The organism is Vibrio sp. 10N.286.51.E5 (assembly GCF_041469125.1).
Lineage (GTDB): Bacteria > Pseudomonadota > Gammaproteobacteria > Enterobacterales > Vibrionaceae > Vibrio > Vibrio crassostreae_C.
Genome location: NZ_JBFRJZ010000047.1, coordinates 1 through 21,510 on the forward strand (window position 1 = coordinate 1; position 21,510 = coordinate 21,510).

Below are 21,510 nucleotides of genomic sequence, written 5' to 3' on the forward strand. Positions count from 1 at the left end.
ACTATTGGGGGTCAGTTCATCAAGACGGGCTTTGTCATTTCAAAACAAGCTGTTGTTTAGCTTAAACCTGTGTGCGACCTAAAGAGATCACAACACGTCGGTTCTTATCTTTACCAATTGGCGAGTTATTGTCCGCAATCGGACGACGCTTGCCATAGCCTTGCACTTGGATACGATCTTCTGGCAGGCCTAGAGATTTGAAGTACTCTCTTAACGATTCTGCTCTGCGCTCTGAAAGGTTTTGGCTAATCCCTTTGCTGTCGACAGAGTCGGTGTACGTTGCCACCAGCACAAGGTCGATGTCTTGGTTATAGCGAACGTAATCGGCAATCTGGCTCAGCCTTTTGCGCGACGACTTGTTCAGCTGGTCGCTGTTGCGGTCGTAATGCAAAATAGTGAAAGAGATATCTTCAAAGCTGTAAGGCAGCAGGTTAGCAACACAGTCACTGAACACATTGTATTTTTCTTGGAACAACACCGACGACAACGACACTTCGATACGTTGATCTCGGCTCTGCCACTCTTGGTAGCTGAATGTCGGATAACGCCCTTTCTCCAACTCACTCAAGATGCCCCAAGCTGTTTGACCGCCGACATAGCCGTCAAATTGCTGGAAGAACTTAATGGTTGTCATACGATCAGCACTTTCACCCGGACGCCAAGGTGGCGGCATAGAGATCAAGCTTACATTGCGCGTCGCACCCATTGGACGGCGCATTTTAAGCTCAAAGTCCAAAATGATTTTTTTACTCGCGCGAGATGAGAACTCAGCATCACCAAAGTTTGGAATTGGGTGGACCAAGCGACATTCAAGTGGCGTGTTGGCTACCATCTCCCATGTCGACTGTTGAGGAGATGCTCCGTAACGCTTTTCTTGTGCCATGACCGATGACGACACAAGTAGCGAAAATAGCATTGAACCTGTTATGAGTTGTTTCTTCATAAAGTGGAGTATCTCTTAAGCAATTCGTTTAACAATGCAGCCAATTGCCGCATTTTTCTCTCACGTTTAAATATGCAATTATCAAGCCGCAATGGGTTAGGTAATTTAAGATTTATTGCCCTTCCCTAGTTTTTATCACTGCTATTATCTGCAATAATGCAGCCTTAATCACACTTATTTGGGCTAACATGACTGTAGAAAACGAAGCTCTGACCCTAAAAAAACGCTTTCGCGGCTATTTTCCAGTGGTCATCGACGTGGAAACCGCAGGGTTTAACGCTGAAACCGATGCATTATTAGAAATCTGTGCCATTACATTAAAAATGGATGAGAACGGAGATCTGCACCCTGCATCAACGCTTCATTTTCACATTGAGCCTTTTGAAGGCGCAAATATAGAGCAGGCAGCATTAGACTTTAACGGAATTAAAGACCCATTTAGCCCATTACGTGGTGCTGTGTCGGAACAAGAAGCCCTTAAAGAAATCTACAAGCTAGTGAGAAAAGAACAAAAAGCTTCAGATTGCAGTCGCGCAATCATGGTTGCTCACAACGCTACATTCGATTTGAACTTCGTTAATGCGGCAAGTGAGCGCTGTAAGCTTAAACGCGTCCCTTTCCATCCATTTGCTACTTTTGACACTGCTGCTCTTAGTGGTCTTGCCTACGGTCAAACCGTTTTGGCTAAAGCTTGCCGCACTGCAGGGATGGAATTTGACAACAAAGAAGCACACTCTGCTTTGTATGATACGCAAAAAACCACAGAGTTATTTTGCGGCATTGTAAACAAATGGAAAGCCCTTGGTGGTTGGCCTCTTGTTGACGAAGAATAAAAAATAGAGTCGGTAAACGTTTTTTCGTATTGCCTTCATAAAAAACACAACATCCCGAGAATAATATGAATCCTGTTGTAATTTCAGTTTGCATCATGCTTGTTTTAGCTTTGATGCGCGTAAACGTAGTCGTTGCTCTGACGTTCAGTGCAATTATCGGTGGCGTAGCCTCTGGTATGAGCTTGAACGACGCAGTCGCGGCTTTCGAAAGTGGATTAGGCGGCGGTGCAACGATTGCACTTAGCTACGCTATGCTTGGTACATTCGCTGTTGCTATCTCACGTTCTGGTATCACAGATCTCCTTGCTCAAAGTGTTATCAAACGCATTCACGGCAAAGAGAACAGTGCGGCATCGACTGGTCTTAAATACGGCATGCTTGCGTCGTTGATCTTAGTGACCATGTCTTCGCAAAACGTGATTCCAGTACATATCGCCTTCATCCCAATCTTAATCCCACCTCTACTAGGCGTATTCGCAAAAATGAACCTAGACCGCCGTCTAGTTGCGTGTGTACTTACTTTTGGTCTGATTACACCTTACATGGTGCTACCGATTGGTTTTGGTGGCATCTTCCTAAACAACATTCTGCTTAAAAACCTTCACGACAATGGTCTTGAAAACGTAGTAGCAAGCCAAGTGCCAATGGCGATGTTGTTACCCGCTGCGGGCATGATCTTCGGTCTTCTTACTGCAGTATTCTTTACTTACCGTAAGCCTCGCCAATACAAAGAAACCTCTCACACTGTTGTTTCAACAGAAGTGAAAGAGATCAACAAAAAGCACATCCTAGTAGCAGCAGCTGGTATCGTAGCAGCGCTAACAGTTCAACTATCGACTGGCTCTATGATCATCGGTGCTCTAGCGGGTTTCATGGTATTTACCTTCGGTGGCGTTATTGCTTGGAAAGAGACACAAGATGTCTTCACCAAGGGCGTTCACATGATGGCAATGATCGGTTTCATCATGATTGCAGCAGCAGGTTTCGCGGCAGTTATGAAGCAAACAGGTGGCGTTGAATCTTTGGTTGAAGCACTTTCAACAAGCATCGGCGACAACAAGCCTCTAGCAGCACTACTTATGCTAATTGTTGGTCTATTGGTTACTATGGGCATTGGTTCTTCGTTCTCTACGATTCCAATCCTTGCAACTATCTACGTTCCACTAGCAGCAGCATTTGGCTTCTCGCCAATGGCAACAATCGCTCTAGTAGGTACAGCTGCTGCACTTGGTGATGCGGGCTCTCCGGCTTCTGACTCAACATTAGGTCCAACGTCTGGTCTAAATGCTGATGGTCAACACGAGCACGTATGGGAAACCGTAGTACCGACGTTCCTGCACTACAACATCCCACTGATCGTATTCGGTTGGATTGCAGCCATGGTTCTGTAATTAGGTTCTGTAGTTAAACAGTCCTACGCTCACTTTTATAAAGACCGCCTCGTGCGGTCTTTTTTGTCTCTGAGATTCATTCTACTCTTCCTTCCGCTCACTCTCATTGAACTAGCGACACCAAACAAAAAAGGCTTACTCTGATGAGTAAGCCTTAGAAATCATTGCGAATACAGATGACTCTCGCTGAATTACGCAGCGGGAGCATTACTCACTAAAATTTCGCGAATAGACTTAAGCGTCGCTTCCGTTGAATGATAATCCAATTCAACTTCACTAAAGATGCCGTTCACTTCAAGCATTAAGGTCGGGTAAGAAAATACACCCATCGCTTCTTTAAAGCCTAGCTGGTCATCTAACTCACTTTCCAATAACTTGCTAGAAAGGTCATTTTCAAACTGAAGAACATTCATACCTAGCTCTTCAGCCAACTGCAAATGTGTGTCTTGGCTATGTGGCAACATCGCACGAAGGTAGTAAGCATGTTGAATCGCTTCAAGCATCGCTTCGTAGTGGTCTTGAAAACCTGCAGCAATCACGGCACGGCACGCAGGGTAAGTACTGCGAACAGGTTGGCACTCTGTCCAAAAATCATGGTTAAACTCAGTACCCAACTTAGCTTCGATCTGCTTCCAAATCGCTTGCAGCTTGCCTTTCATCTCTTCTGACATTGGCTCATCAGAATCCGGGGCCAAACCACCCACTACATAGTTAAACTCAATGCTCGCAGGCAATTGTTGTTTCAATAACTCAAGTGTTGGCTTGTAACCCCAACACCAGCTGCACATTGGATCATGCACATAATGAAGTTTTACGTTCATTGTTCATTCCTTATCGAGTCAATGATTCGATCAATTCAAACAAAAAAGGAGCCTGATTAAGGCCCCTCATTTTAACTATTCAGCGCAAAGGCTAGAACTTATTCAGCGTCATCGCCAGCAACTTTAGCCGCTGCTTCTTTGATGATTGGCTGAAGTTCGCCTTTTTGGAACATCTCAAGAATGATGTCACAACCACCGATTAGCTCACCTTCAACCCAAAGTTGTGGGAAAGTTGGCCACTGTGCGTAAGCAGGAAGCTCTGCACGGATATCAGGATTTTGTAGGATATCTACGTAAGCAAATTTTTCGCCACATGCCATTAGAGCTTGAGACGCTTGAGAAGAGAAACCACAGCTAGGTAGCTTAGGAGAACCTTTCATGTACAGTAGAATAGTGTTTTCTTCAATTTGCTGTTTGATTTTATCGATAGTTTCCATTGCTTCCTCGTTAATGGATTACGGCTTTTATTGCCTTTATTCTACCCCAAACTAAAAGAATAAAAACCATATAAAAAAAGCGGTTAACAAGCTAAGCTAACAATTCACACAAAAGTAATGAAATAAGCTTTTAATAAAGTAAAAACTTGCTAAACTATATCGCAAGTCAGCAAATTGACCATGGTTGGCAGTATAGCGAGCCATGAATAATAATATCACTGGAAGCAATCGAAAGAGTTAACTCTTTCATATCAATGGAGAATTGAGCAATGGCATTTGAACTACCGGCTCTTCCTTACGCGAAAGACGCGCTAGAACCACACATCTCAGCAGAAACGCTAGATTTCCACCACGGTAAGCACCACAACACTTACGTTGTTAAGCTAAACGGCCTTATCCCAGGTACTGAGTTTGAAGGCAAAACACTAGAAGAGATCGTTAAGACTTCTACTGGTGGTGTTTTCAATAACGCTGCTCAAATCTGGAACCACACGTTCTACTGGCACTGTCTTGCTCCTAAAGCGGGCGGCGAACCAACTGGCGCTGTTGCAGAAGCTATCAACGCTGCATTCGGTTCTTTCGAAGAATTCAAAGCGAAATTCACTGATTCAGCAATCAACAACTTCGGTTCTTCTTGGACTTGGTTAGTTAAGAAAGCTGACGGTTCTCTAGACATCGTTAACACTTCTAACGCTGCTACTCCTCTAACAGAAGAAGGTGTTACTCCACTTCTAACTGTTGACCTATGGGAACACGCTTACTACATCGATTTCCGCAATGTTCGCCCTGACTACATGGCTGCATTCTGGAACCTAGTAAACTGGTCTTTCGTAGAAGAGAACCTAGCTAAGTAATTATTGTTTACGCTTCGCTATTTATAGCGAGTTATCTATTGAAAGCTCATGCCTCGGCGTGAGCTTTTTTGTATCTGTCGTGTTCCACAAAATCTAAACATTTCGTAATAAACCCGCCAATAGCGCTTACTTCTCGAACTATTGATAGCCTTCTTCCCAACCCTACATAAATTCTCTATTTGCCTGTAATTAAACACTAAAGTTTGCCGACTCCATGCCGTTAAAGGTGTATCCAATGAGAGGCGACATGCAAATACATACTTTAGACAAAGCAGGAATCATCAACGAACTGAAGTTCGGCATCGGGATCAGCCAAGCGGTTGAGCAAGGTCGCCGTGCAGATTTCGCGTTGCTGTTATCTATGTTTTCTAATGATGTCCGTGATTGCACGCCAATTGACACCATTGAAATCACAGAGACAAATGAAGATCGCCTGCGCAAACAATTTGGCGTAGCAGAACCTCAACAACTGCGTTCAAACCAGTCTTCATATGAGATTTCAGCTCAGCAATCTAATCATTTTCATCAAGCTAGCCTTGCCAGCGCCAAACTCAGCCATTACTTGAAACCTGAAGCGCTTGCCTTCATGCCTGAAGATACAGCCGACTTACCCGAAGAGGTTTACCAAAACCTTTCTGGTCATGACCGACGCAAACTCGCAAACAAGCATTTACCTGATTTGCCACATGCCACGCTCTACAATGAGCTAACCACCGCGCAACGTCGGTATCAAATTCAAGCTCAAGTATAGCGATCACCTACCTTTCCCTTTTTCGCTGTCTATCCATAGCTCTTCTTCGACTAACTCGCACACTTCAAAGTATTCACACGAATGATATGAACCACTAGCCTTAGGCAACCTAAAAACACCTGATGTCGGTTACCGCTTGAAGTTACTACAAAATGTGACGTGCCACTAAGTTCATAAAAACTTATTAATTGGCACACCTTAGTTTGAACCAATTCACACCCGTTGTATAAATTTTAACCCATCCTTATCCGACATGGACGATTTGTTTAGGTACTGGGATGGAAATAAAAAGCTCAATCATATTGGTGACATCTGCCGGCTCGCGACTGGGGGGGGCGATTGCGAACCACTTTGTTAACCTTGGAGCCACCGTCATCCTTTGTGATAAAGACACGGAAGCACTTAAAGCGACGTATCTACAGTGTGCCCGGTTTTCTGACTCTGTTTACCACTACACGCTCAAAGGCAATGACAGCCAAGCGATTCTCAGCGTATATGATTTTATTCAAACCACCTTCAACACGACACCCGATGTGCTGGTCAATAACTGGATAAGCTCCCCAATGCCTAGCCTAATTGGCGATCAGCCTGTGAGCAGCTTTATTAATGATCTCTCATCGATGGCATCGACCCTGTTCGCATTTGGGCAAATCAGTGCTGAGAGATTGCGAGAGGAAGATAAGGAAGGCGTGATTGTGAATGTGATATCTCATGATGACTTTCACGATGTGTCTGGCTTAGAGAGCGCAAACTCAATGATCACTGGCTTTACCCATAGTTGGGCGAAAGAGCTGACTCCCTTTGGCATTCGAGTCGGTGGCGTTGTTCCTGCCGTTCATAACTCCGATGGCAAGCTCAACCGATGTCACTGGGCGCAGCTGCAAGACGAGCTGACCAGAACAACCGAATACATTGTCTCGAATGACTACTTCAGTGGGCGAGTTGTCGCGGCAGAGGTTTAACTCCCTATTCCAATTGAACATGACTGGCTCAGCTCATATTAAGTAGCAGAGCTATTGCCTCTCAATCCGTTTTACAAACGAACCAAACATAAAAAAAGCCCCAGTCTCTCGACTGGGGCTTTCATCTTTTCCCGATAGATAAGTATCGTGCTAGCGAAAACTTATCTCAAAACTAATGCTTACTTATTATGCGTTAGCTTTTTCTTTTTTAGCTTTTGGCGCTTTCGCTTCAGCTGGCTTTTGGTCTGCTTTCTTAAGGATAACTGTAGTACCTTCGAAAGTTTCGCCTTCAACGTATGGTTGGCCGAAGTAAGAAGTTGTTAGAACTTCTTTTAGCTCAGTGATTAGAGGGTAACGTGGGTTAGCACCTGTACACTGGTCATCGAACGCTTCAACAGCTAGCTCGTCTAGTTTAGCGATGAAGTCAGACTCGTTAACACCCGCAGCTTGGATAGATAGTGGGATGTCTAGGTCAACTTTAAGCTCTTCTAACCAAGTCAGTAGACGTTCAATCTTCTGAGCTGTACGGTCACCAGCTTGGCTTAGGCCTAGGTGGTCAGCAACTTCAGCGTAACGACGACGTGCTTGTGGACGGTCGTACTGAGAGAATGCAGTCTGCTTAGTTGGGTTATCGTTCGCGTTGTAACGTACAACGTTTGAGATAAGTAGTGCGTTAGCAAGACCGTGTGGTAGGTGGAACTCAGCACCAATTTTGTGAGCCATTGAGTGACACACACCTAGGAATGCGTTCGCAAATGCTACACCAGCGATAGTTGCTGCGTTGTGTACTTTCTCACGAGCTATTGGGTCAGCCGCACCATTTTTGTAGCTTGATGGTAGGTATTCTTTAAGCATCTTAAGAGCTTGAAGAGCTTGACCGTCTGAGTACTCGTTCGCTAGAACAGATACGTAAGCTTCAAGAGCGTGAGTTACTGCATCGTAACCACCGAACGCTGTTAGAGACTTAGGCATGTTCATTACTAGGTTCGCATCAACGATAGCCATGTTTGGCGTGATTTCGTAATCAGCTAGTGGGTATTTAGCACCAGTCTTGTCGTCAGTAACAACAGCGAATGGAGTAACCTCTGAACCTGTACCTGAAGTTGTAGTGATACATACAAGCTCAGCTTTTTGACCCATTTTAGGGAACTTGTAGATACGTTTACGGATGTCCATAAAGCGCATTGCTAGTTCTTCGAAGTGAGTTTCTGGGTGCTCGTACATAACCCACATGATCTTAGCAGCATCCATTGGAGAACCGCCACCTAGAGCAAGGATTACGTCAGGTTGGAAGCTCTTCATTGCTTCAGCGCCTTTCTCAACAACAGATAGCGTTGGATCCGCTTCTACGTCGAAGAAAGTTTGAACTTCGATGCCTTGTGCTTTAAGCAAGCTAACTACGTCATCTGCGTAACCGTTGTTGAATAGGAAACGGTCAGTTACTAGGAATGCGCGTTTCTTACCTTCTAGGTCGCTCATTGCGATTGGAAGGCTACCACGACGGAAGTAGATAGACTTAGGTAGTTTGTGCCACAACATGTTTTCAGCTCGCTTCGCTACAGTTTTCTTGTTGATAAGGTGCTTAGGACCTACGTTCTCAGAGATAGAGTTACCACCCCATGAACCACAACCTAGAGTTAGAGAAGGTGCAACGTTGAAGTTGTACAGGTCACCGATACCACCGTGAGTAGTCGGGATGTTGATTAGGATACGAGCAGTCTTCATCTTGTCACCGAAGTAACGGATGCGGTCTGCGTTAGTATCTTGGTTAGTGTAAAGACCAGATGTGTGACCGATACCACCGATTTCAACCATAGTTACCGCTTGAGCAACTGCGTCTTCGAAGTCATCTGCGCGGAATAGACCTAGAGTTGGAGATAGTTTCTCGTGAGCGAATTCGTCATCGTAAGAAACTTTACCAAGACCTTCACCTACAAGTACTTTTGTATCAGCAGGAACTTTAACACCAGCCATTTCAGCGATTGCTGGAGCAGGTTGACCTACGATTTTAGCGTTTAGGTTGCCGTCGATAAGCAGAACTTTACGTACTTTATCAGCGTCAGCTTTAGATAGAACGTGAGCTTTGTGAGAAGCGAAACGCTCTTTAACTTCGTCATATACTTCGCTAACTACGATTGCAGCTTGCTCAGAAGCACATACTACACCGTTATCGAAAGTCTTAGACATAAGGATAGATGCTACAGCACGTTTGATGTCAGCTGTTTCATCGATAACGACAGGAACGTTACCAGCACCAACACCGATAGCAGGCTTACCAGAAGAGTATGCTGCTTTAACCATGCCTGGACCACCAGTAGCAAGGATAAGTGCGATACCGTCGTGCTTCATAAGCGCGTTAGAAAGCTCTACAGATGGTTGGTCGATCCAACCGATGATGTCTCTTGGAGCACCAGCTGCAACAGCTGCGTCTAGAACTAGTTTCGCTGCGTCGTTAGTTGAGTTCTTTGCACGTGGGTGTGGCGAGAAGATGATGCCGTTACGTGTCTTAAGAGAAATTAGAGATTTGAAGATTGCTGTAGAAGTTGGGTTCGTTGTTGGAACGATACCACAGATGATACCTACAGGCTCAGCGATAGTCATTGTGCCTAGGTTATCATCTTCTTCTAAGATGCCACATGTTTTTTCGTCTTTGTATTTGTTGTAGATAAATTCAGATGCAAAGTGGTTTTTGATAACCTTATCTTCAACAATACCCATTCCAGATTCAGCAACTGCTTGTTGAGCAAGTGGAATACGAGCGTGGTTAGCAGCAAGAGAAGCTGCGCGGAAGATTGCGTCTACTTTCTCTTGAGAGAATGTTGCAAACTCTTCTTGTGCTGCTTTAACGCGAGCTACTAGAGCATCAAGTTCCGCTAAGTTAGTTACAGGCATGGTGGATCTCCTAAAATAATAAATATTAAAAACTTTTTATTAAATTCGCTGCTTGCCGTTAACCTTAAACACCAGCGTTCTTAGTAAATTGCTTTCAGGGCTGAGTATATTATTTCACTGTGTGAAAAAAATTGACCCAGATCAGTTACCCAAAAAGAATTAACCAGAAAGTAGTAAGGCAATCGCAAAAATGAACTTAAGAGCATGATTTATATAGATTAAACTCACACTTTTCGTTCGCGCAAAAAACAAGCAAACAGACAACTTTTTTCTACATAGCGTAATAAACTGTAAAAAAGTTTCATTTTTAGTCCGTTAAATTACATGTATACAGCTATATTCGTGCTACTGAGAGTATATCCATAGCGTTGTACGGGCTAGATTCTGACATAATTTTTATTAATTTCGTGCGTCGGTTAACAGTTACTCAATAATAAATTACAAAATGAAACACTACCAACTATCTTGCAGCAAGCTTAAAACAAAAGTGAGATTCAATTAGTTTTTCTAAAAAGAATCACCCATTTCAAGTTAGTTTTTTTCATTCGCGTAAATTGATTTTGTCCCTTACATTACGCGCCTAAACTATTCACAGATCAACCCTTCAACCTTAAGTACGCTAACTGGAGATCGCTCTCATGCAAGGCTTAGAACTCGCAATTTTTATGCAATTCTTCCTTGGGCTTGTTGCTGCCGTAAACCCAATCGGCATCATGCCTGTTTTTGTTTCTCTTACTGCTCATATGCCGCCAGAAGAGAGGAACAGGACAGCCTTACAAGCAAATATTGCTGTTGCCGTGATCTTGATTATGTCACTTGTTGCAGGGCAAATGCTTCTTGATATGTTTAGCATCTCGTTGGATTCATTCCGCGTTGCTGGTGGCTTACTGTTATTGAGCATCGCATTTTCGATGATGAGCGGTAAGCTCGGTGAAGATAAGCAGAACAAACAAGAGAAGTCTGAATACATCAGCAAAGAGCAGATCGGCGTTGTTCCACTTGCTATGCCGCTAATGGCAGGCCCAGGTGCAATCAGCTCGACCATTGTTTATGGTTCTCGCTACCCTGCTGCTATTGATACGGTCGGCATCGGCATTAGCATCATCGCATTCGCAACGTGCTCTTGGCTTTTGTTCCGTTCAGCGCCGGTTATCGTTCGCTTTTTAGGTCAAACGGGTATCAACGTGATCACTCGTATCATGGGTCTGATTCTTGGCGCATTGGGCATCGAGTTCATCGCCAATGGCCTACGTAATCTGTTCCCAGGCTTGGCATAACGTTTAACAACATTTCGGTTGCTCTATAAAGGGCAACAATATTGAAATATAGATGAGGCGAGTAAAGCAATTGGGCTTTCACTCGCCTCGTTATTATGAAGCTTGTATAATGACTGTTAATGCATTTAACAGAAGACGAACCTCTCCTTATGTCACGCAAGCCACTCAAGCATCATTTGTACGTCATTATCTTTGGTACTCACACGCCAGCCGGACGTGCATTTGATATAACTCTGATCGTTGCAATCTTGGCTTCGCTGTTGGTTCTGATCTTAGAATCCATCCCTAATGTGATGACCGAATGGTCACAACAGCTGCGTTATATCGAATACACCTTCACTGCACTCTTCACTCTTGAGTATTTGTTAAGGCTCTATTGCTCCCCAAAGCCAAAATCTTACGCCACCAGTTTTTATGGTGTCGTTGACCTATTGGCGATTCTTCCGACCTACCTAGCAATCATCTTCCCAGGCGCTTCATTTATGGGTGTGGTGAGACTGCTGCGTGTGATGCGTATCTTCCGAATTCTAAAGCTGGTTCGCTACCTGCAAGATTCCAATATTCTGTTGCGCTCACTATTAATGGCACGACGAAAGATACTGATCTTCTTTAGCACCGTCGGCATCTTGGTGGTTATCTTTGGCGCCTTGATCTTTGTTATTGAAGGTCCTGACAATGGCTTCACCAGTATTCCTCACAGTATCTATTGGGCCATCGTGACTATCACTACGGTAGGTTATGGTGACATGGTGCCGCAGACCGCGCTTGGTAAAGCCATAGCATCACTGACCATGCTATTGGGTTACTCTATCTTAGCAGTGCCAACCGGGATCATTACTGCAGAACTCAGTAATGAGATGAACTCGCACAAAGAATTGGTTAAGTGCCCGAACTGTAACCGAGCGGGTCATGATTCAGACGCCATGTATTGCAAGCACTGTGCTAGCGAATTAGCGGATCCAGACAAGCGTGTCGTCACCGACGAGAAATAAAAGCAGACACGAGATTCGAGTAGCGAGATGCGAAGAGATTTAAGGGCAGTTTCGAGGGCCGAATAACGAGGTAGCAATAAACTAAAAAGGGTTGACGTTTGTCGTCAACCCTTTCGGTTTATCAGCTAATAGAATTTAAGCAATCTTGCCTATTACGCTTTCTCAGCAAGGATAATGCGCAGAGTACGACGTAGTGGTTCTGCAGCACCCCAAAGTAGTTGGTCACCAACCGTGAAGGCGTTTAGGAAGTCGTTACCCATCGACATCTTACGCAGACGACCGACAGGTACAGACATTGTGCCTGTTACTTTCGCTGGTGTTAGCTCCTGTGCCGTGATGTCGCGGTCATTAGGAATCACTTTAACCCAATCATTGTGCGTTGCGATGATCTCTTCGATCTCGTCCATTGGCACGTCTTGCTTAAGCTTGATCGTTAGTGCTTGAGCGTGACAACGCATTGCACCGATTCGTACACAAGTACCATCAATTGGGATTGGCTGACCATCTAGACCAAGAATCTTGTTCGCTTCAACACCGGCTTTCCACTCTTCTTTACTCTGACCGTTTTCACGCTTCACATCGATCCAAGGAATCAGTGAGCCTGCAAGCGGAGCACCAAATTGGTCTGTTGGGAATGAAGATGAACGAATCGTATCAGCCACTTTCTTATCGATATCAAGAATTGAGCTTGAAGGGTTTGCTAACTCAGAACTTACGCTGTCGTTGATCACACCCATTTGTGAGATCAGCTCACGCATGTTCTTAGCACCCGCACCAGAAGCTGCTTGGTAAGTCATGGCACTCATCCACTCAACCATGCCTTTCTCGTACAGACCACCTAGAGCCATAAGCATTAAGCTCACAGTACAGTTACCGCCAACGAACGTGTTGGTGCCGCTGTGAATGCCTTGCTGGATTTGAGCCAAGTTAACAGGATCAAGAGTGATGATTGAATCAGCATCCATACGCAGAGTAGATGCTGCATCAATCCAGTAACCTTTCCAACCTGCTTGACGCAGTGCTGGGTATACTTTTGATGTGTAATCGCCGCCTTGACAGGTAATCACAGCATCAAGCTGTTTTAGGCTATCAATATCAAAAGCGTCTTGAAGTAGACCCGCATCTTTACCACCTAAAACAGGGGCAGGAATACCAATCTGAGATGTGCTGTAATAAACAGGCTCAATCAAGTCGAAGTCTTTCTCTTCAACCATACGTTGCATCAGTACAGAACCAACCATACCGCGCCAACCAACTAGACCTACTCTCATCGCTCACTCTCCATGTATAAATTAAAAATTGCTCTCCCCCATCTATAAGTTTTTCAGAAACAGAACTCAAGTGCTTTTTGTCAAAAAGTGTAACTTTTTCGTTTCTTTTAAGTGAACGTAATGAATCGTGCAGTTATCTCTGTATCGACATTCCATCTCCACCTCATTGATTAAGCGTCCATTATCGTCAAATTCAAACATTTACATCGCCAAAGTCGATTCAATCGACGCTCATCACAAACAGTAAATCCATCTTTTAAACCAAGGTTAATCAGAGTTTTATTTTACAAAACGAAAACAACGTGCGACAGATTTCAACATGTAACAATCATGAATGTGACAAAAATTTAGATTATGAAACCACAATTGATTGAGTTAACAGTCAAATATCACAAATTGGGCGTATTTTTTCGATATAATAAACTAATTACTGTAGTGTCCGTTTTGCACCACGCACTATAACGAAGCACTATAAATGCTCGAAATCACAAGAGGCTTTTATGAAGCAGAGTAAAACTCGCCTACCGAACCTATTGCAGGTATTCATCGCGTTAGGACTATTTCTATCCCTTGCTTTTTCCTTTACTGCAAAACTTGACCTTCCAATTCAACTTGCCTTGTATATTGGCTGGTTCATTATCATGGTTCTTGGTATTCGTCTTGGACACCAATACAAAGACTTAGAAAAAGCAGCACTCAAAGGAATATCCAATGGCTTAGGCGCGGTTTTAATACTTTTAGCCGTTGGCGCTCTTGTTGGTACTTGGATCTCAGGCGGGATCGTACCTACTATCATTTACTATGGTCTGAAAGCTATCCACCCTTCTATCTTCCTTTTAGCGACCATGATCATCTGTTCTCTAACTGCATTGGCGACCGGTACTTCTTGGGGTGCTGCGGGTACAGCAGGTATCGCGATGATGGGTATCGGCCAAGGCCTAGGTGTTCCAGCACCGATTACTGCAGGTGCCGTGCTGTCAGGCTGTTACTTCGGTGACAAGATGTCTCCTCTTTCTGATTCAGTGATTCTGGCTTCTTCAATGTCTGGTGTTGAAGTGGTTGAACACATCAAGGGCATGCTTCCAGTTGCGTTAATCAGCTACGTGATTACAGGCATCATGTTTACTGCGTTTGGTTTCCACTACGCGGGCAACGTTGACATGAGCCAAGTAGACTCTGTAATCAAAGCAATGGAAGTTCAGTTCTACATCACGCCTTACTCATTCGTTCCGGTACTTATCGTGCTTGGTCTGTTGGCTTTCCGTATGCCTTCATTCCCGGTCATCAGTTTTGGTTCTCTGCTGGGTATTATCTGGGCAGTCATGATCCAAGATATCGACTTCCTAACGGCATTCAACACGGCTTGGGCACCGTTCTCAATCTCATCTGGCGTAGAGTTTATTGATTCGATTCTTAACCGTGGCGGCATGTCTTCAATGCTGGGTTCAGTTGCGGTTATCGTATTTGGTCTAGGTTTTGGTGGCTTACTGGATAAAGTGGGCGTACTAGAGACAATCGCTAAGGTGTTTGAGCGCCGCGTAAACAGCGCAGGTTCACTAGCGACGAGCACAATTGGTACGGCTTTCATGGGTAACGTATTCGGTTCTGCAATGTACGTATCGTTAATCCTTACACCAAAAATCTGTGCGAAAAACTACGACCGTTTAGGCTACAAACGTAAGAACCTATCGCGTAATGCTGAGTTTGGTGGCACGTTAACGTCGGGTATGGTTCCCTGGAGTGATAACGGTATCTACATGGCGAGTATTCTTGGTGTTGCGACGCTGTCTTACGCACCCTTCATGTGGTTAAGCTTCATCTGTATCATCGTGACTATCGTGACATCTTACATAGGTTGGTTCGTTGATAAGTGTGAACCAACAGCACCAGCGTTTGAAGCTGAAGAAGCGACCGAGTTAAGCAAGCAACAAGCTTAAGTTCAGGAGCTAACGCTTTCGAACGTAACTCAAAACGTTAATGGATAAATGCAAAAAGAGCGCCCTAGAGCGCTCTTTTTTGATCTGCTGATTTACTTATTTATCTATTTATTGGCGGTTCGTTTACCCAACCAGTAACCGATGCCTAACGGTGCAAAGAACACTACTAAGATAAACAGGATGAAGTAGATAATCACACCTTTGATTAACTCCATTAGCTTATCAATCGCCAGTACCACCACCTCTTGAGAGACGCGATCAAGGTCTTGCGTGAACAGTTCTCTTTCTGAAGTCACAATGCCGGCAATCTCGATGCGCTCTTTCGCAATCATCTCTACTAGAGCTTCTCTCTCACGTGTCACCATTTTTTCTAATGCCACACGTTCATCACTCAGCATCGCTAATTTTTGGTCGGTTTTATCACTGAGGTCGTTGAGCAATGGCTGCATTTCTGTCGACATAATAGAGGCTAGCGTTTGCATGTATTCTGGGTTGTTCTCAATAAAGTCTTGCATGCTTGCTGATGTTTGACGAAGGCTTTCTAGCGTCATCGATAGGTCTTCACCCGTTAGCGAGCTATTCAATGCAACCAACTCAGCTTTCCACGTCATCAGTTTCGGTGTCTGGTCAGCCATTAAGCTTAAGCGGTCTGATGCATCGCTCATTGCTTCTGGCATGGTGCCTAAACTCTGGACGATTTGCGACTCGTCTTTACCAAGGTAACTTAGCCATTCACGGTAAGCAGGCGTGCTTCTGAATGTGAGATCTTTAAATGGGTGGCTAGCGGCAAACTGAGCAACGAACGCTTTGCTTTTTTTGAAATCACTGGAGTTCAATACACCCTTTGCCAGCTTCTCGGCTTCTTGATCAAGAAAACGAGCGGTCTCTACTGCATCATCCGTCGCGAATAGGTCCGCGCCGTCGCCTTGGCTATAAAACTGATTCATTTGGGCAGTGAAAACCCACGAGTCAATTAACGCAGACATAGGGGAAGTTTGGTAAGCCGCTTGTTGTAAGCCCTGCTCTGCATGGATCTTCCAAAGCAACACATAAGATTGATGTAAGGTGTCATCAGCAGGGTAAGATTGCGCGATGAGATCGGCCGAATCTTCTACTCGTGTAAAGAACATCTTGGCGTATTCACGCGTCATGAGCCGAGCATTTAACTCTTGTTGAGTGAGAGGCGTCGTTTGACTATCTAACTTAACTTCTAAGAGAGAACAACCACTTAGCACAATGCTAAGCACCAACACCATCCAACTTCGACTCGAAACTCGTAACATATAAACCTCTGACAAAGACTAAGGGCGCTGATTGTATGAGCGCTTCGTCAGAGTATTGTCAAAAATCCTGTAAAAGTTAACGCTGACTGTCTAAATATTCATGAGCAGAATCCACAGAGGCTTTTATAGCCTGCTCTAGTTCAGCTAAATCATGTTCACTGATCGCACTGGACTGCTTCATTGTCATTTCAATGGTTGCGGCAATGATGGCTAACCGAGACGCTTTAATACTGCCAGCCACGCCTTTTAAGCTATGTACAATGCGAGCCGCGGAGGTTTCATCTTTAGTCAACAAAGACTTAAACTTCTCGTAGTCACCTGCGTGGTCTTGTACAAACACACCAAGCAAGAGTTCGACAGACTCAGCATCACCATCGAGCGTTTCTAACATGTCTTCGATATCAATCGCAGGCTTTGAATCTGTGACACTGGCAACGTGTTTCTCTACTACTGGCGCCTGTTCAGGGACTTGCTGAATAGAGTATTGCGGTACAACGGGTTGGCTTGTAACGTTAACGCTCTGCGGAGGTTGAGAGTCGGAAGACTGGCGCGTTGGCCTGTTCTCGGATACATAAGCGTCACTATCTGCTTGTTTCACTGCTGAGGAAACAACATCGCTATAAGAAGCGTCTTCCTTACTTGAATTAATTTCTAGTTCAGAGCTGAGTTCTTGGTCTGCTTCTTTCATCGTTTTTGTGGACCTAACGCCCCAAAACACTATCCCGCTCATCGCCACCAAGCTTAAGCCTAGCATCACCAACAATAGGTTGAATTGACGATCATGGAACTCAGCTTCGAGTTTTATGATCTGTTCATTTACTGAGTTTTTCTTAATCTTATCAACCAAATAGTTAAGCTGAGCGTAATCACTCAACAATGCTGACGCATCAGCCAGTAGTTGTTGGAGTGCATCTTGTTCTTCGTTTTCTAAGGAATAAGATTTTTCTAGAATGGAATCAAAGGCGCGATAAGTCGCTGACGAACTTTGATTTTCAGAATACATGGCTTCAAATACCACAACACCGAATTCGTTGAGGAGCGGTTTTAGCTGAGGGGAAAGCTCTTTATCAGCACGCAAGATCTTAATGTTATCAACGATGTCTTGAACTTGGCTTTCTATTGGAATGAACTCATCGAACTTTTCTAGGAACTGATCAGCTACGTACAACAGTTGGTTGACATCAGGACGAAACAAGGCGTGTTGGAAATCAGATTCAATCTGCAGTCGGATCGAATAAACCAACTGAGCATCGAGTGCGAGATCATTGATACGAGAGACTCGAAGCGGTTCTGAGAAATAAAGCGATTGCCTCAATTCGTTGACTCGAATACCGAGCTCTTCGATTTGAGCTAGAGAATTGGTGTAGGAACGGCTTAGATTAAGAAGAGCCAATGAAGGAAGTAACCACAGAGCCAAGAGCACAACCAAAAAGGTGGCTGGTTTTTTAAAGCGTTTGGGCTTTGCTACTGATTGTTCCATCTATATTCCTTGTGCGTGTTAACTTGAAGCCATGACCGTAGCTAAAAGATTAAGCACAAAATAAGCGACAACGTCCTGCTGCCGCTTTTATCCGTTAACTTCGGACTATGACTTATTGCGAGTCAGTTGGTCACGTAAGTTCGGTGGAGTGCCTTTAATCGTTAGCGTGTCTGTCTCCGGATCGTAAAAGATACGTTCGCCTAGAAGCAGACTATCAAAACTAACATTCAAACCGCCACCAGCACCAACAAATTTTGTTAGTTTACGCATAGTTGCGCGATCGGCTGGGAAGCTGTCTTCTAACTCGTAGCCTTGCTCACTAGTATAGTCAAAGAAGCTTGTGCCATCTGTGCTTGCTGGCAACTCACCAGAAAGTTCACGAACTTGTACTTCATCGCCCGCTTTAAGCTGCTCGTTACAGTAATCCGCAACCTGCTTTTTGTAGCTGATCGCTTCTTCTTTCTCTAATTTCGAGTCAGAAACGAAGTCTTCTACCGCTTGCATCAGTACTTGGTTCTGCTGTTTCGCATCCAAACCAACTTCAGCTTGTAAGAAATCTAAGAAGAAATCCGCGACTTTACGGCCAACACGTCCTTTAATGTAAGTTAAGTAACGGTTTGATTCTTTATCAGTCTCATAAGTTGAAAGGTCTAGACGAGCCGCGATATCCATTTTTGAGATATCAAGGTAGTCAGTCGCACTAATATCAAGCCCTTCAGTTACCTTTAGGCTTTGGTTTGAAGGCAATAAACCAATGAAAAGGTAATCTGTTGCAAGTGACTGATATTCAGCCATTACCAAGATACCTTCGTCAGCGAATGGGTACTTTGATAGTTCGTCTTTTAGACGTTGCGCACTCTTTTGAGAAAAATCGTAAAAGTTTGTCTCACCAGCACGAAGTTGATGCAACCACTGCTGGAATTCGCTGTCAGATTTGAAAGAACCAAACCCTTTGCCTGCTTTTGAATTAAAAACACGGTGAAGTTCAGCAACTAGGCTTTCAGATGAAGCATCGTTTTCTAGAGATTCAGCACGATAGTTAACAATCAGCTCATCCTGATCGTTCTTGCTCAGCTGGTGTAAAATTACGTTGGAAAGGTGAAGGCTCATAGTGAAAATATTACCGTTCAGGTTTCAGTTGTCGTGCATAGTAGGTTATCATAAGCCGCTTTTACTATCATTATTAGAGTCCTTATGCCGATTATATCTAAATACACAGATGATCAAGTTGAAAAAATCCTAGCTGAAGTAGGTGCTGTACTAACTAAGCACAAAGCTTCGCCAGAACTTTCACTGATGATCGCTGGAAATATCGCAACCAATGTCTTAAATCAGAATGTTGCTGCTTCACAACGCAAAGGAATTGCTGAAAAATTTGCCGAGGCTTTAATTTCTTCTCTTGAAGATAAAAAGCCTCACTAAATTTGATTGACGGATAAAAGAATTATAAATGGTAGACAGCGCAAACTCATATAGCGATCGTGTATCTCGACTGGTTGGTTGGGGTCACTGGTTTGCATTTTTCAACATCATTGCTGCGATGTTGATTGGTACTCGTTATATTACTCAATCTGCTTGGCCAGAAACCTTGCTAGGCCAATTCTATTTGGCTGCATCGTGGGTTGGTCATTTTGGCTTTTTAGTGTTCGCGCTCTATCTATTAGTGCTGTTCCCGCTCACTTTTATTCTTCCGTCGAGGAAGTTATTACGTTTGGTTGCCGTTATCTTCGCGACCATAGGTTTAACTGTCCTACTGATTGATACCCAAACGTATCAAAATATAAACCTCCACCTGACGCCTGTCGTGTGGGAGGTTTTATTCAGTGGAGAGGAATCTGCATTCACGTCTGATTTGCAGCACCTCTTCATTGTTATGCCGCTTATCTTCTTGCTGCAACTCGGTCTATCTGAGTGGGTTTGGCGTAAGCAGCGTAAACTGTCTCATAAACACATTGGCCGTCCGATTACTGCCGTCTTCTTCTTGTGTTTCATCAGCAGCCACTTGACCTACATGTGGGCTGATGCGTACTTCTATAACCCAATTACTAGCCAGAAAGCGAACTTCCCACTGTCTTACCCTATGACAGCGAAAAGCTTTATGGAAAAACATGGCCTATTAGACCGTGAAGAGTACCTTGAGCGTTTAGAAGCGAACAAAGAGAATGTAAACCTAGTTAGCTACCCGCTAGAAAAAATTCAATACAACCGCCGCAGTGATGATCTTAATATCCTGATGGTGAGTGTGAACAACCTTCGCTCTGACGCACTTAATGCGACGGCGATGCCAAACAGCTATGCCTACGCGCAACAGTCGATCAACTTCACCAACCACTACAGTTCAAGTAACGATATGTTCGGTATTTTTGGCTTGTTCTACGGCCTACCGAGCAGCTACGCAAGCAGCATTGAAGCTCAGGGGTCAAGCGCAGTATTGCTCGATGTTTTAGAGAATCACGATTACAAGTTCGCTGCTTTCAGTGGCGACAACTTTAGCGATGCACTTTACTCGGATATTATCTTCCGAGGCCGTGATGTGATGCCAGAGCAAGCAACTTATGATGACCAGAGTGCCATAAAAGCTTGGTCTAACTGGATTCAATCACCGCAAGCTAAACGCCCTTGGTTTAACTTTATTGAATTAACCACACTGGATAACTTCGCCAGCTACGATTCAAGTTCAGAGTCGGACTCTACGCTAACGACAGCAGAGCGTTTTGCAGCAGACTATCAAAAGTCGGCGACAGCGGCCGATGCTCAGCTAGCAACTATCTACGCTGAACTGGAACGCTTAGAGCTTGCCGATAACACGGTGGTTATCATTACCTCTAACCACGGTACTGAGTTTAACGAAACCAAAACCAACAGCTGGGGTGCAAACTCCAACTACAGTCGTTATCAGTTACAAGTACCACTGTTTATCAGCTGGCCTGGCAAGTCTGCTTCTGAATACACCCACCGTTCTAGTCATCTAGACGTGTCAGTAACACTGATGCAAGAGCTATTGGGTGTATCTTCGAACCCAACAGATTTCAGTAGTGGTCGCAGCCTGTTTAATGAACGTAACAGAAAGTGGATTCTCGCGGGCGACTCTCGTGAACTTGCTCTTGTTACTGACCAGCAAACAACGGTGTTGGATAAATTTGGTAACTACAAATTGTACGACCAAAATTACAAGCGCCTGAAAAACGTAAGCCCTCGCTTACCTGTGTTGATGCAAGGCCTGACAGAGCTACAGCGTTTCTACACAAAAAATGACTAAATAATCAGCAAACAGCAAAGGGAAGCCAATGGCTTCCCTTTTTTATTGCCGTGAATGATTAGAAAACAAGCAACAAAACAAAATTATGAAAATTAAGGGTTTACAAGATCCTCCACCCCTTATATTA

Annotated in this window: 18 protein-coding genes; 10 read left to right on the forward strand and 8 right to left on the reverse strand. The window is 44.2% G+C overall.

Annotation, left to right across the window (positions count from 1 at the left end):
- Positions 1–61 precede the first annotated feature (61 nt).
- Entirely contained in the window at positions 62–943 is an 882-nt protein-coding gene (gene motY, locus AB4161_RS16915) for a flagellar protein MotY (protein WP_017063457.1), read from the reverse strand.
- Positions 944–1,131: 188 nt separating this feature from the next.
- Here motY and rnt point away from each other — a divergent pair, with 188 nt between their 5' ends.
- Both rnt and AB4161_RS16925 read left to right on the forward strand, forming a co-directional pair.
- The gene (gene rnt / locus AB4161_RS16920) at positions 1,132–1,776 is read left to right on the forward strand and encodes a ribonuclease T (protein ID WP_017061178.1); all 645 of its coding nucleotides are present in this window, start codon (positions 1,132–1,134) and stop codon (positions 1,774–1,776) included.
- Positions 1,777–1,841: 65 nt separating this feature from the next.
- Positions 1,842–3,167, forward strand: coding sequence for a Na+/H+ antiporter family protein (locus AB4161_RS16925; RefSeq protein ID WP_029235135.1), 1,326 nt, complete (start codon positions 1,842–1,844; stop codon positions 3,165–3,167).
- Between the two features lie 191 nt (positions 3,168–3,358).
- On the opposite strand, the gene AB4161_RS16930 is transcribed toward AB4161_RS16925, so the two are convergent.
- Together AB4161_RS16930 and AB4161_RS16935 are read right to left on the reverse strand one after the other, a co-directional pair.
- On the reverse strand, positions 3,359–3,988 hold the full coding sequence (locus AB4161_RS16930; RefSeq protein ID WP_137002410.1) for a DsbA family protein: 630 nt from the start codon (positions 3,986–3,988) through the stop codon (positions 3,359–3,361).
- A 98-nt stretch (positions 3,989–4,086) separates the two neighbouring features.
- Positions 4,087–4,425, reverse strand: coding sequence for a Grx4 family monothiol glutaredoxin (locus AB4161_RS16935; RefSeq protein ID WP_004741702.1), 339 nt, complete (start codon positions 4,423–4,425; stop codon positions 4,087–4,089).
- A 269-nt stretch (positions 4,426–4,694) separates the two neighbouring features.
- On the opposite strand from AB4161_RS16935, the gene sodB reads away from it, so the two are divergent.
- The 3 genes from sodB to AB4161_RS16950 all read left to right on the forward strand — a co-directional run bounded on the left by sodB (position 4,695) and on the right by AB4161_RS16950 (position 6,992).
- On the forward strand, positions 4,695–5,279 hold the full coding sequence (gene sodB / locus AB4161_RS16940; protein ID WP_004734050.1) for a superoxide dismutase [Fe]: 585 nt from the start codon (positions 4,695–4,697) through the stop codon (positions 5,277–5,279).
- Positions 5,280–5,526: 247 nt separating this feature from the next.
- Positions 5,527–6,030, forward strand: a complete 504-nt coding sequence (locus AB4161_RS16945; protein WP_276202729.1) for a VC2046/SO_2500 family protein — start codon at positions 5,527–5,529, stop codon at positions 6,028–6,030.
- Between the two features lie 278 nt (positions 6,031–6,308).
- Positions 6,309–6,992: an SDR family oxidoreductase gene (locus AB4161_RS16950; protein ID WP_017061182.1), complete on the forward strand. Its 684-nt coding sequence runs from the start codon at positions 6,309–6,311 to the stop codon at positions 6,990–6,992.
- A 186-nt stretch (positions 6,993–7,178) separates the two neighbouring features.
- Here the strand turns inward: AB4161_RS16950 and adhE are convergent, their stop codons facing one another.
- Positions 7,179–9,884, reverse strand: coding sequence for a bifunctional acetaldehyde-CoA/alcohol dehydrogenase (gene adhE, locus AB4161_RS16955; RefSeq protein ID WP_017061183.1), 2,706 nt, complete (start codon positions 9,882–9,884; stop codon positions 7,179–7,181).
- 638 nt (positions 9,885–10,522) lie between these two features.
- Between adhE and AB4161_RS16960 the strand changes: the two genes are divergently transcribed.
- Positions 10,523–11,161: a YchE family NAAT transporter gene (locus AB4161_RS16960; RefSeq protein ID WP_017061184.1), complete on the forward strand. Its 639-nt coding sequence runs from the start codon at positions 10,523–10,525 to the stop codon at positions 11,159–11,161.
- Between the two features lie 149 nt (positions 11,162–11,310).
- Positions 11,311–12,153, forward strand: coding sequence for an ion transporter (locus tag AB4161_RS16965; protein WP_029235134.1), 843 nt, complete (start codon positions 11,311–11,313; stop codon positions 12,151–12,153).
- Positions 12,154–12,305: 152 nt separating this feature from the next.
- Here the strand turns inward: AB4161_RS16965 and asd are convergent, their stop codons facing one another.
- Positions 12,306–13,424 carry an aspartate-semialdehyde dehydrogenase gene (gene asd / locus AB4161_RS16970; protein WP_017629874.1) on the reverse strand — a complete coding sequence of 373 codons (1,119 nt, stop codon included), beginning with the start codon at positions 13,422–13,424 and terminating at the stop codon, positions 12,306–12,308.
- Positions 13,425–13,924: 500 nt separating this feature from the next.
- Between asd and nhaC the strand changes: the two genes are divergently transcribed.
- Entirely contained in the window at positions 13,925–15,361 is a 1,437-nt protein-coding gene (gene nhaC / locus AB4161_RS16975) for a Na+/H+ antiporter NhaC (protein ID WP_372083689.1), read from the forward strand.
- A 104-nt stretch (positions 15,362–15,465) separates the two neighbouring features.
- Here the strand turns inward: nhaC and AB4161_RS16980 are convergent, their stop codons facing one another.
- From AB4161_RS16980 to yejK, 3 genes are all read right to left on the reverse strand, one after another.
- The gene (locus AB4161_RS16980) at positions 15,466–16,644 is read right to left on the reverse strand and encodes a chemotaxis protein (protein WP_372083690.1); all 1,179 of its coding nucleotides are present in this window, start codon (positions 16,642–16,644) and stop codon (positions 15,466–15,468) included.
- A gap of 76 nt (positions 16,645–16,720) precedes the next feature.
- On the reverse strand, positions 16,721–18,124 hold the full coding sequence (locus AB4161_RS16985) for an Hpt domain-containing protein (protein WP_017061189.1): 1,404 nt from the start codon (positions 18,122–18,124) through the stop codon (positions 16,721–16,723).
- 105 nt (positions 18,125–18,229) lie between these two features.
- A complete protein-coding gene (gene yejK / locus AB4161_RS16990; protein WP_017061190.1) occupies positions 18,230–19,234 on the reverse strand; it encodes a nucleoid-associated protein YejK in 1,005 nt (334 codons plus the stop codon).
- An 84-nt stretch (positions 19,235–19,318) separates the two neighbouring features.
- Here yejK and AB4161_RS16995 point away from each other — a divergent pair, with 84 nt between their 5' ends.
- Complete coding sequence (locus tag AB4161_RS16995) at positions 19,319–19,546, forward strand: YejL family protein (protein ID WP_372083691.1); 228 nt, start codon at positions 19,319–19,321, stop codon at positions 19,544–19,546.
- 28 nt (positions 19,547–19,574) lie between these two features.
- Complete coding sequence (locus AB4161_RS17000; protein WP_017065981.1) at positions 19,575–21,383, forward strand: DUF3413 domain-containing protein; 1,809 nt, start codon at positions 19,575–19,577, stop codon at positions 21,381–21,383.
- Positions 21,384–21,510 lie beyond the last annotated feature (127 nt).

What these genes read in the sequence shown, in the direction of transcription:
- AB4161_RS16935 (WP_004741702.1), bottom strand. Translation starts at nt 4,425, where the DNA reads ATGGAAACTATCGATAAAATCAAACAGCAAATTGAAGAAAACACTATT.
- sodB (WP_004734050.1), top strand. Translation starts at nt 4,695, where the DNA reads ATGGCATTTGAACTACCGGCTCTTCCTTACGCGAAAGACGCGCTAGAA.
- AB4161_RS16980 (WP_372083690.1), bottom strand. Translation starts at nt 16,644, where the DNA reads ATGTTACGAGTTTCGAGTCGAAGTTGGATGGTGTTGGTGCTTAGCATT.
- asd (WP_017629874.1), bottom strand. Translation starts at nt 13,424, where the DNA reads ATGAGAGTAGGTCTAGTTGGTTGGCGCGGTATGGTTGGTTCTGTACTG.
- nhaC (WP_372083689.1), top strand. Translation starts at nt 13,925, where the DNA reads ATGAAGCAGAGTAAAACTCGCCTACCGAACCTATTGCAGGTATTCATC.
- yejK (WP_017061190.1), bottom strand. Translation starts at nt 19,234, where the DNA reads ATGAGCCTTCACCTTTCCAACGTAATTTTACACCAGCTGAGCAAGAAC.
- AB4161_RS16985 (WP_017061189.1), bottom strand. Translation starts at nt 18,124, where the DNA reads ATGGAACAATCAGTAGCAAAGCCCAAACGCTTTAAAAAACCAGCCACC.
- AB4161_RS16930 (WP_137002410.1), bottom strand. Translation starts at nt 3,988, where the DNA reads ATGAACGTAAAACTTCATTATGTGCATGATCCAATGTGCAGCTGGTGT.
- AB4161_RS16945 (WP_276202729.1), top strand. Translation starts at nt 5,527, where the DNA reads ATGCAAATACATACTTTAGACAAAGCAGGAATCATCAACGAACTGAAG.
- rnt (WP_017061178.1), top strand. Translation starts at nt 1,132, where the DNA reads ATGACTGTAGAAAACGAAGCTCTGACCCTAAAAAAACGCTTTCGCGGC.
- AB4161_RS16995 (WP_372083691.1), top strand. Translation starts at nt 19,319, where the DNA reads ATGCCGATTATATCTAAATACACAGATGATCAAGTTGAAAAAATCCTA.
- AB4161_RS16965 (WP_029235134.1), top strand. Translation starts at nt 11,311, where the DNA reads ATGTCACGCAAGCCACTCAAGCATCATTTGTACGTCATTATCTTTGGT.
- AB4161_RS16950 (WP_017061182.1), top strand. Translation starts at nt 6,309, where the DNA reads ATGGAAATAAAAAGCTCAATCATATTGGTGACATCTGCCGGCTCGCGA.
- AB4161_RS16960 (WP_017061184.1), top strand. Translation starts at nt 10,523, where the DNA reads ATGCAAGGCTTAGAACTCGCAATTTTTATGCAATTCTTCCTTGGGCTT.
- adhE (WP_017061183.1), bottom strand. Translation starts at nt 9,884, where the DNA reads ATGCCTGTAACTAACTTAGCGGAACTTGATGCTCTAGTAGCTCGCGTT.
- motY (WP_017063457.1), bottom strand. Translation starts at nt 943, where the DNA reads ATGAAGAAACAACTCATAACAGGTTCAATGCTATTTTCGCTACTTGTG.
- AB4161_RS16925 (WP_029235135.1), top strand. Translation starts at nt 1,842, where the DNA reads ATGAATCCTGTTGTAATTTCAGTTTGCATCATGCTTGTTTTAGCTTTG.
- AB4161_RS17000 (WP_017065981.1), top strand. Translation starts at nt 19,575, where the DNA reads ATGGTAGACAGCGCAAACTCATATAGCGATCGTGTATCTCGACTGGTT.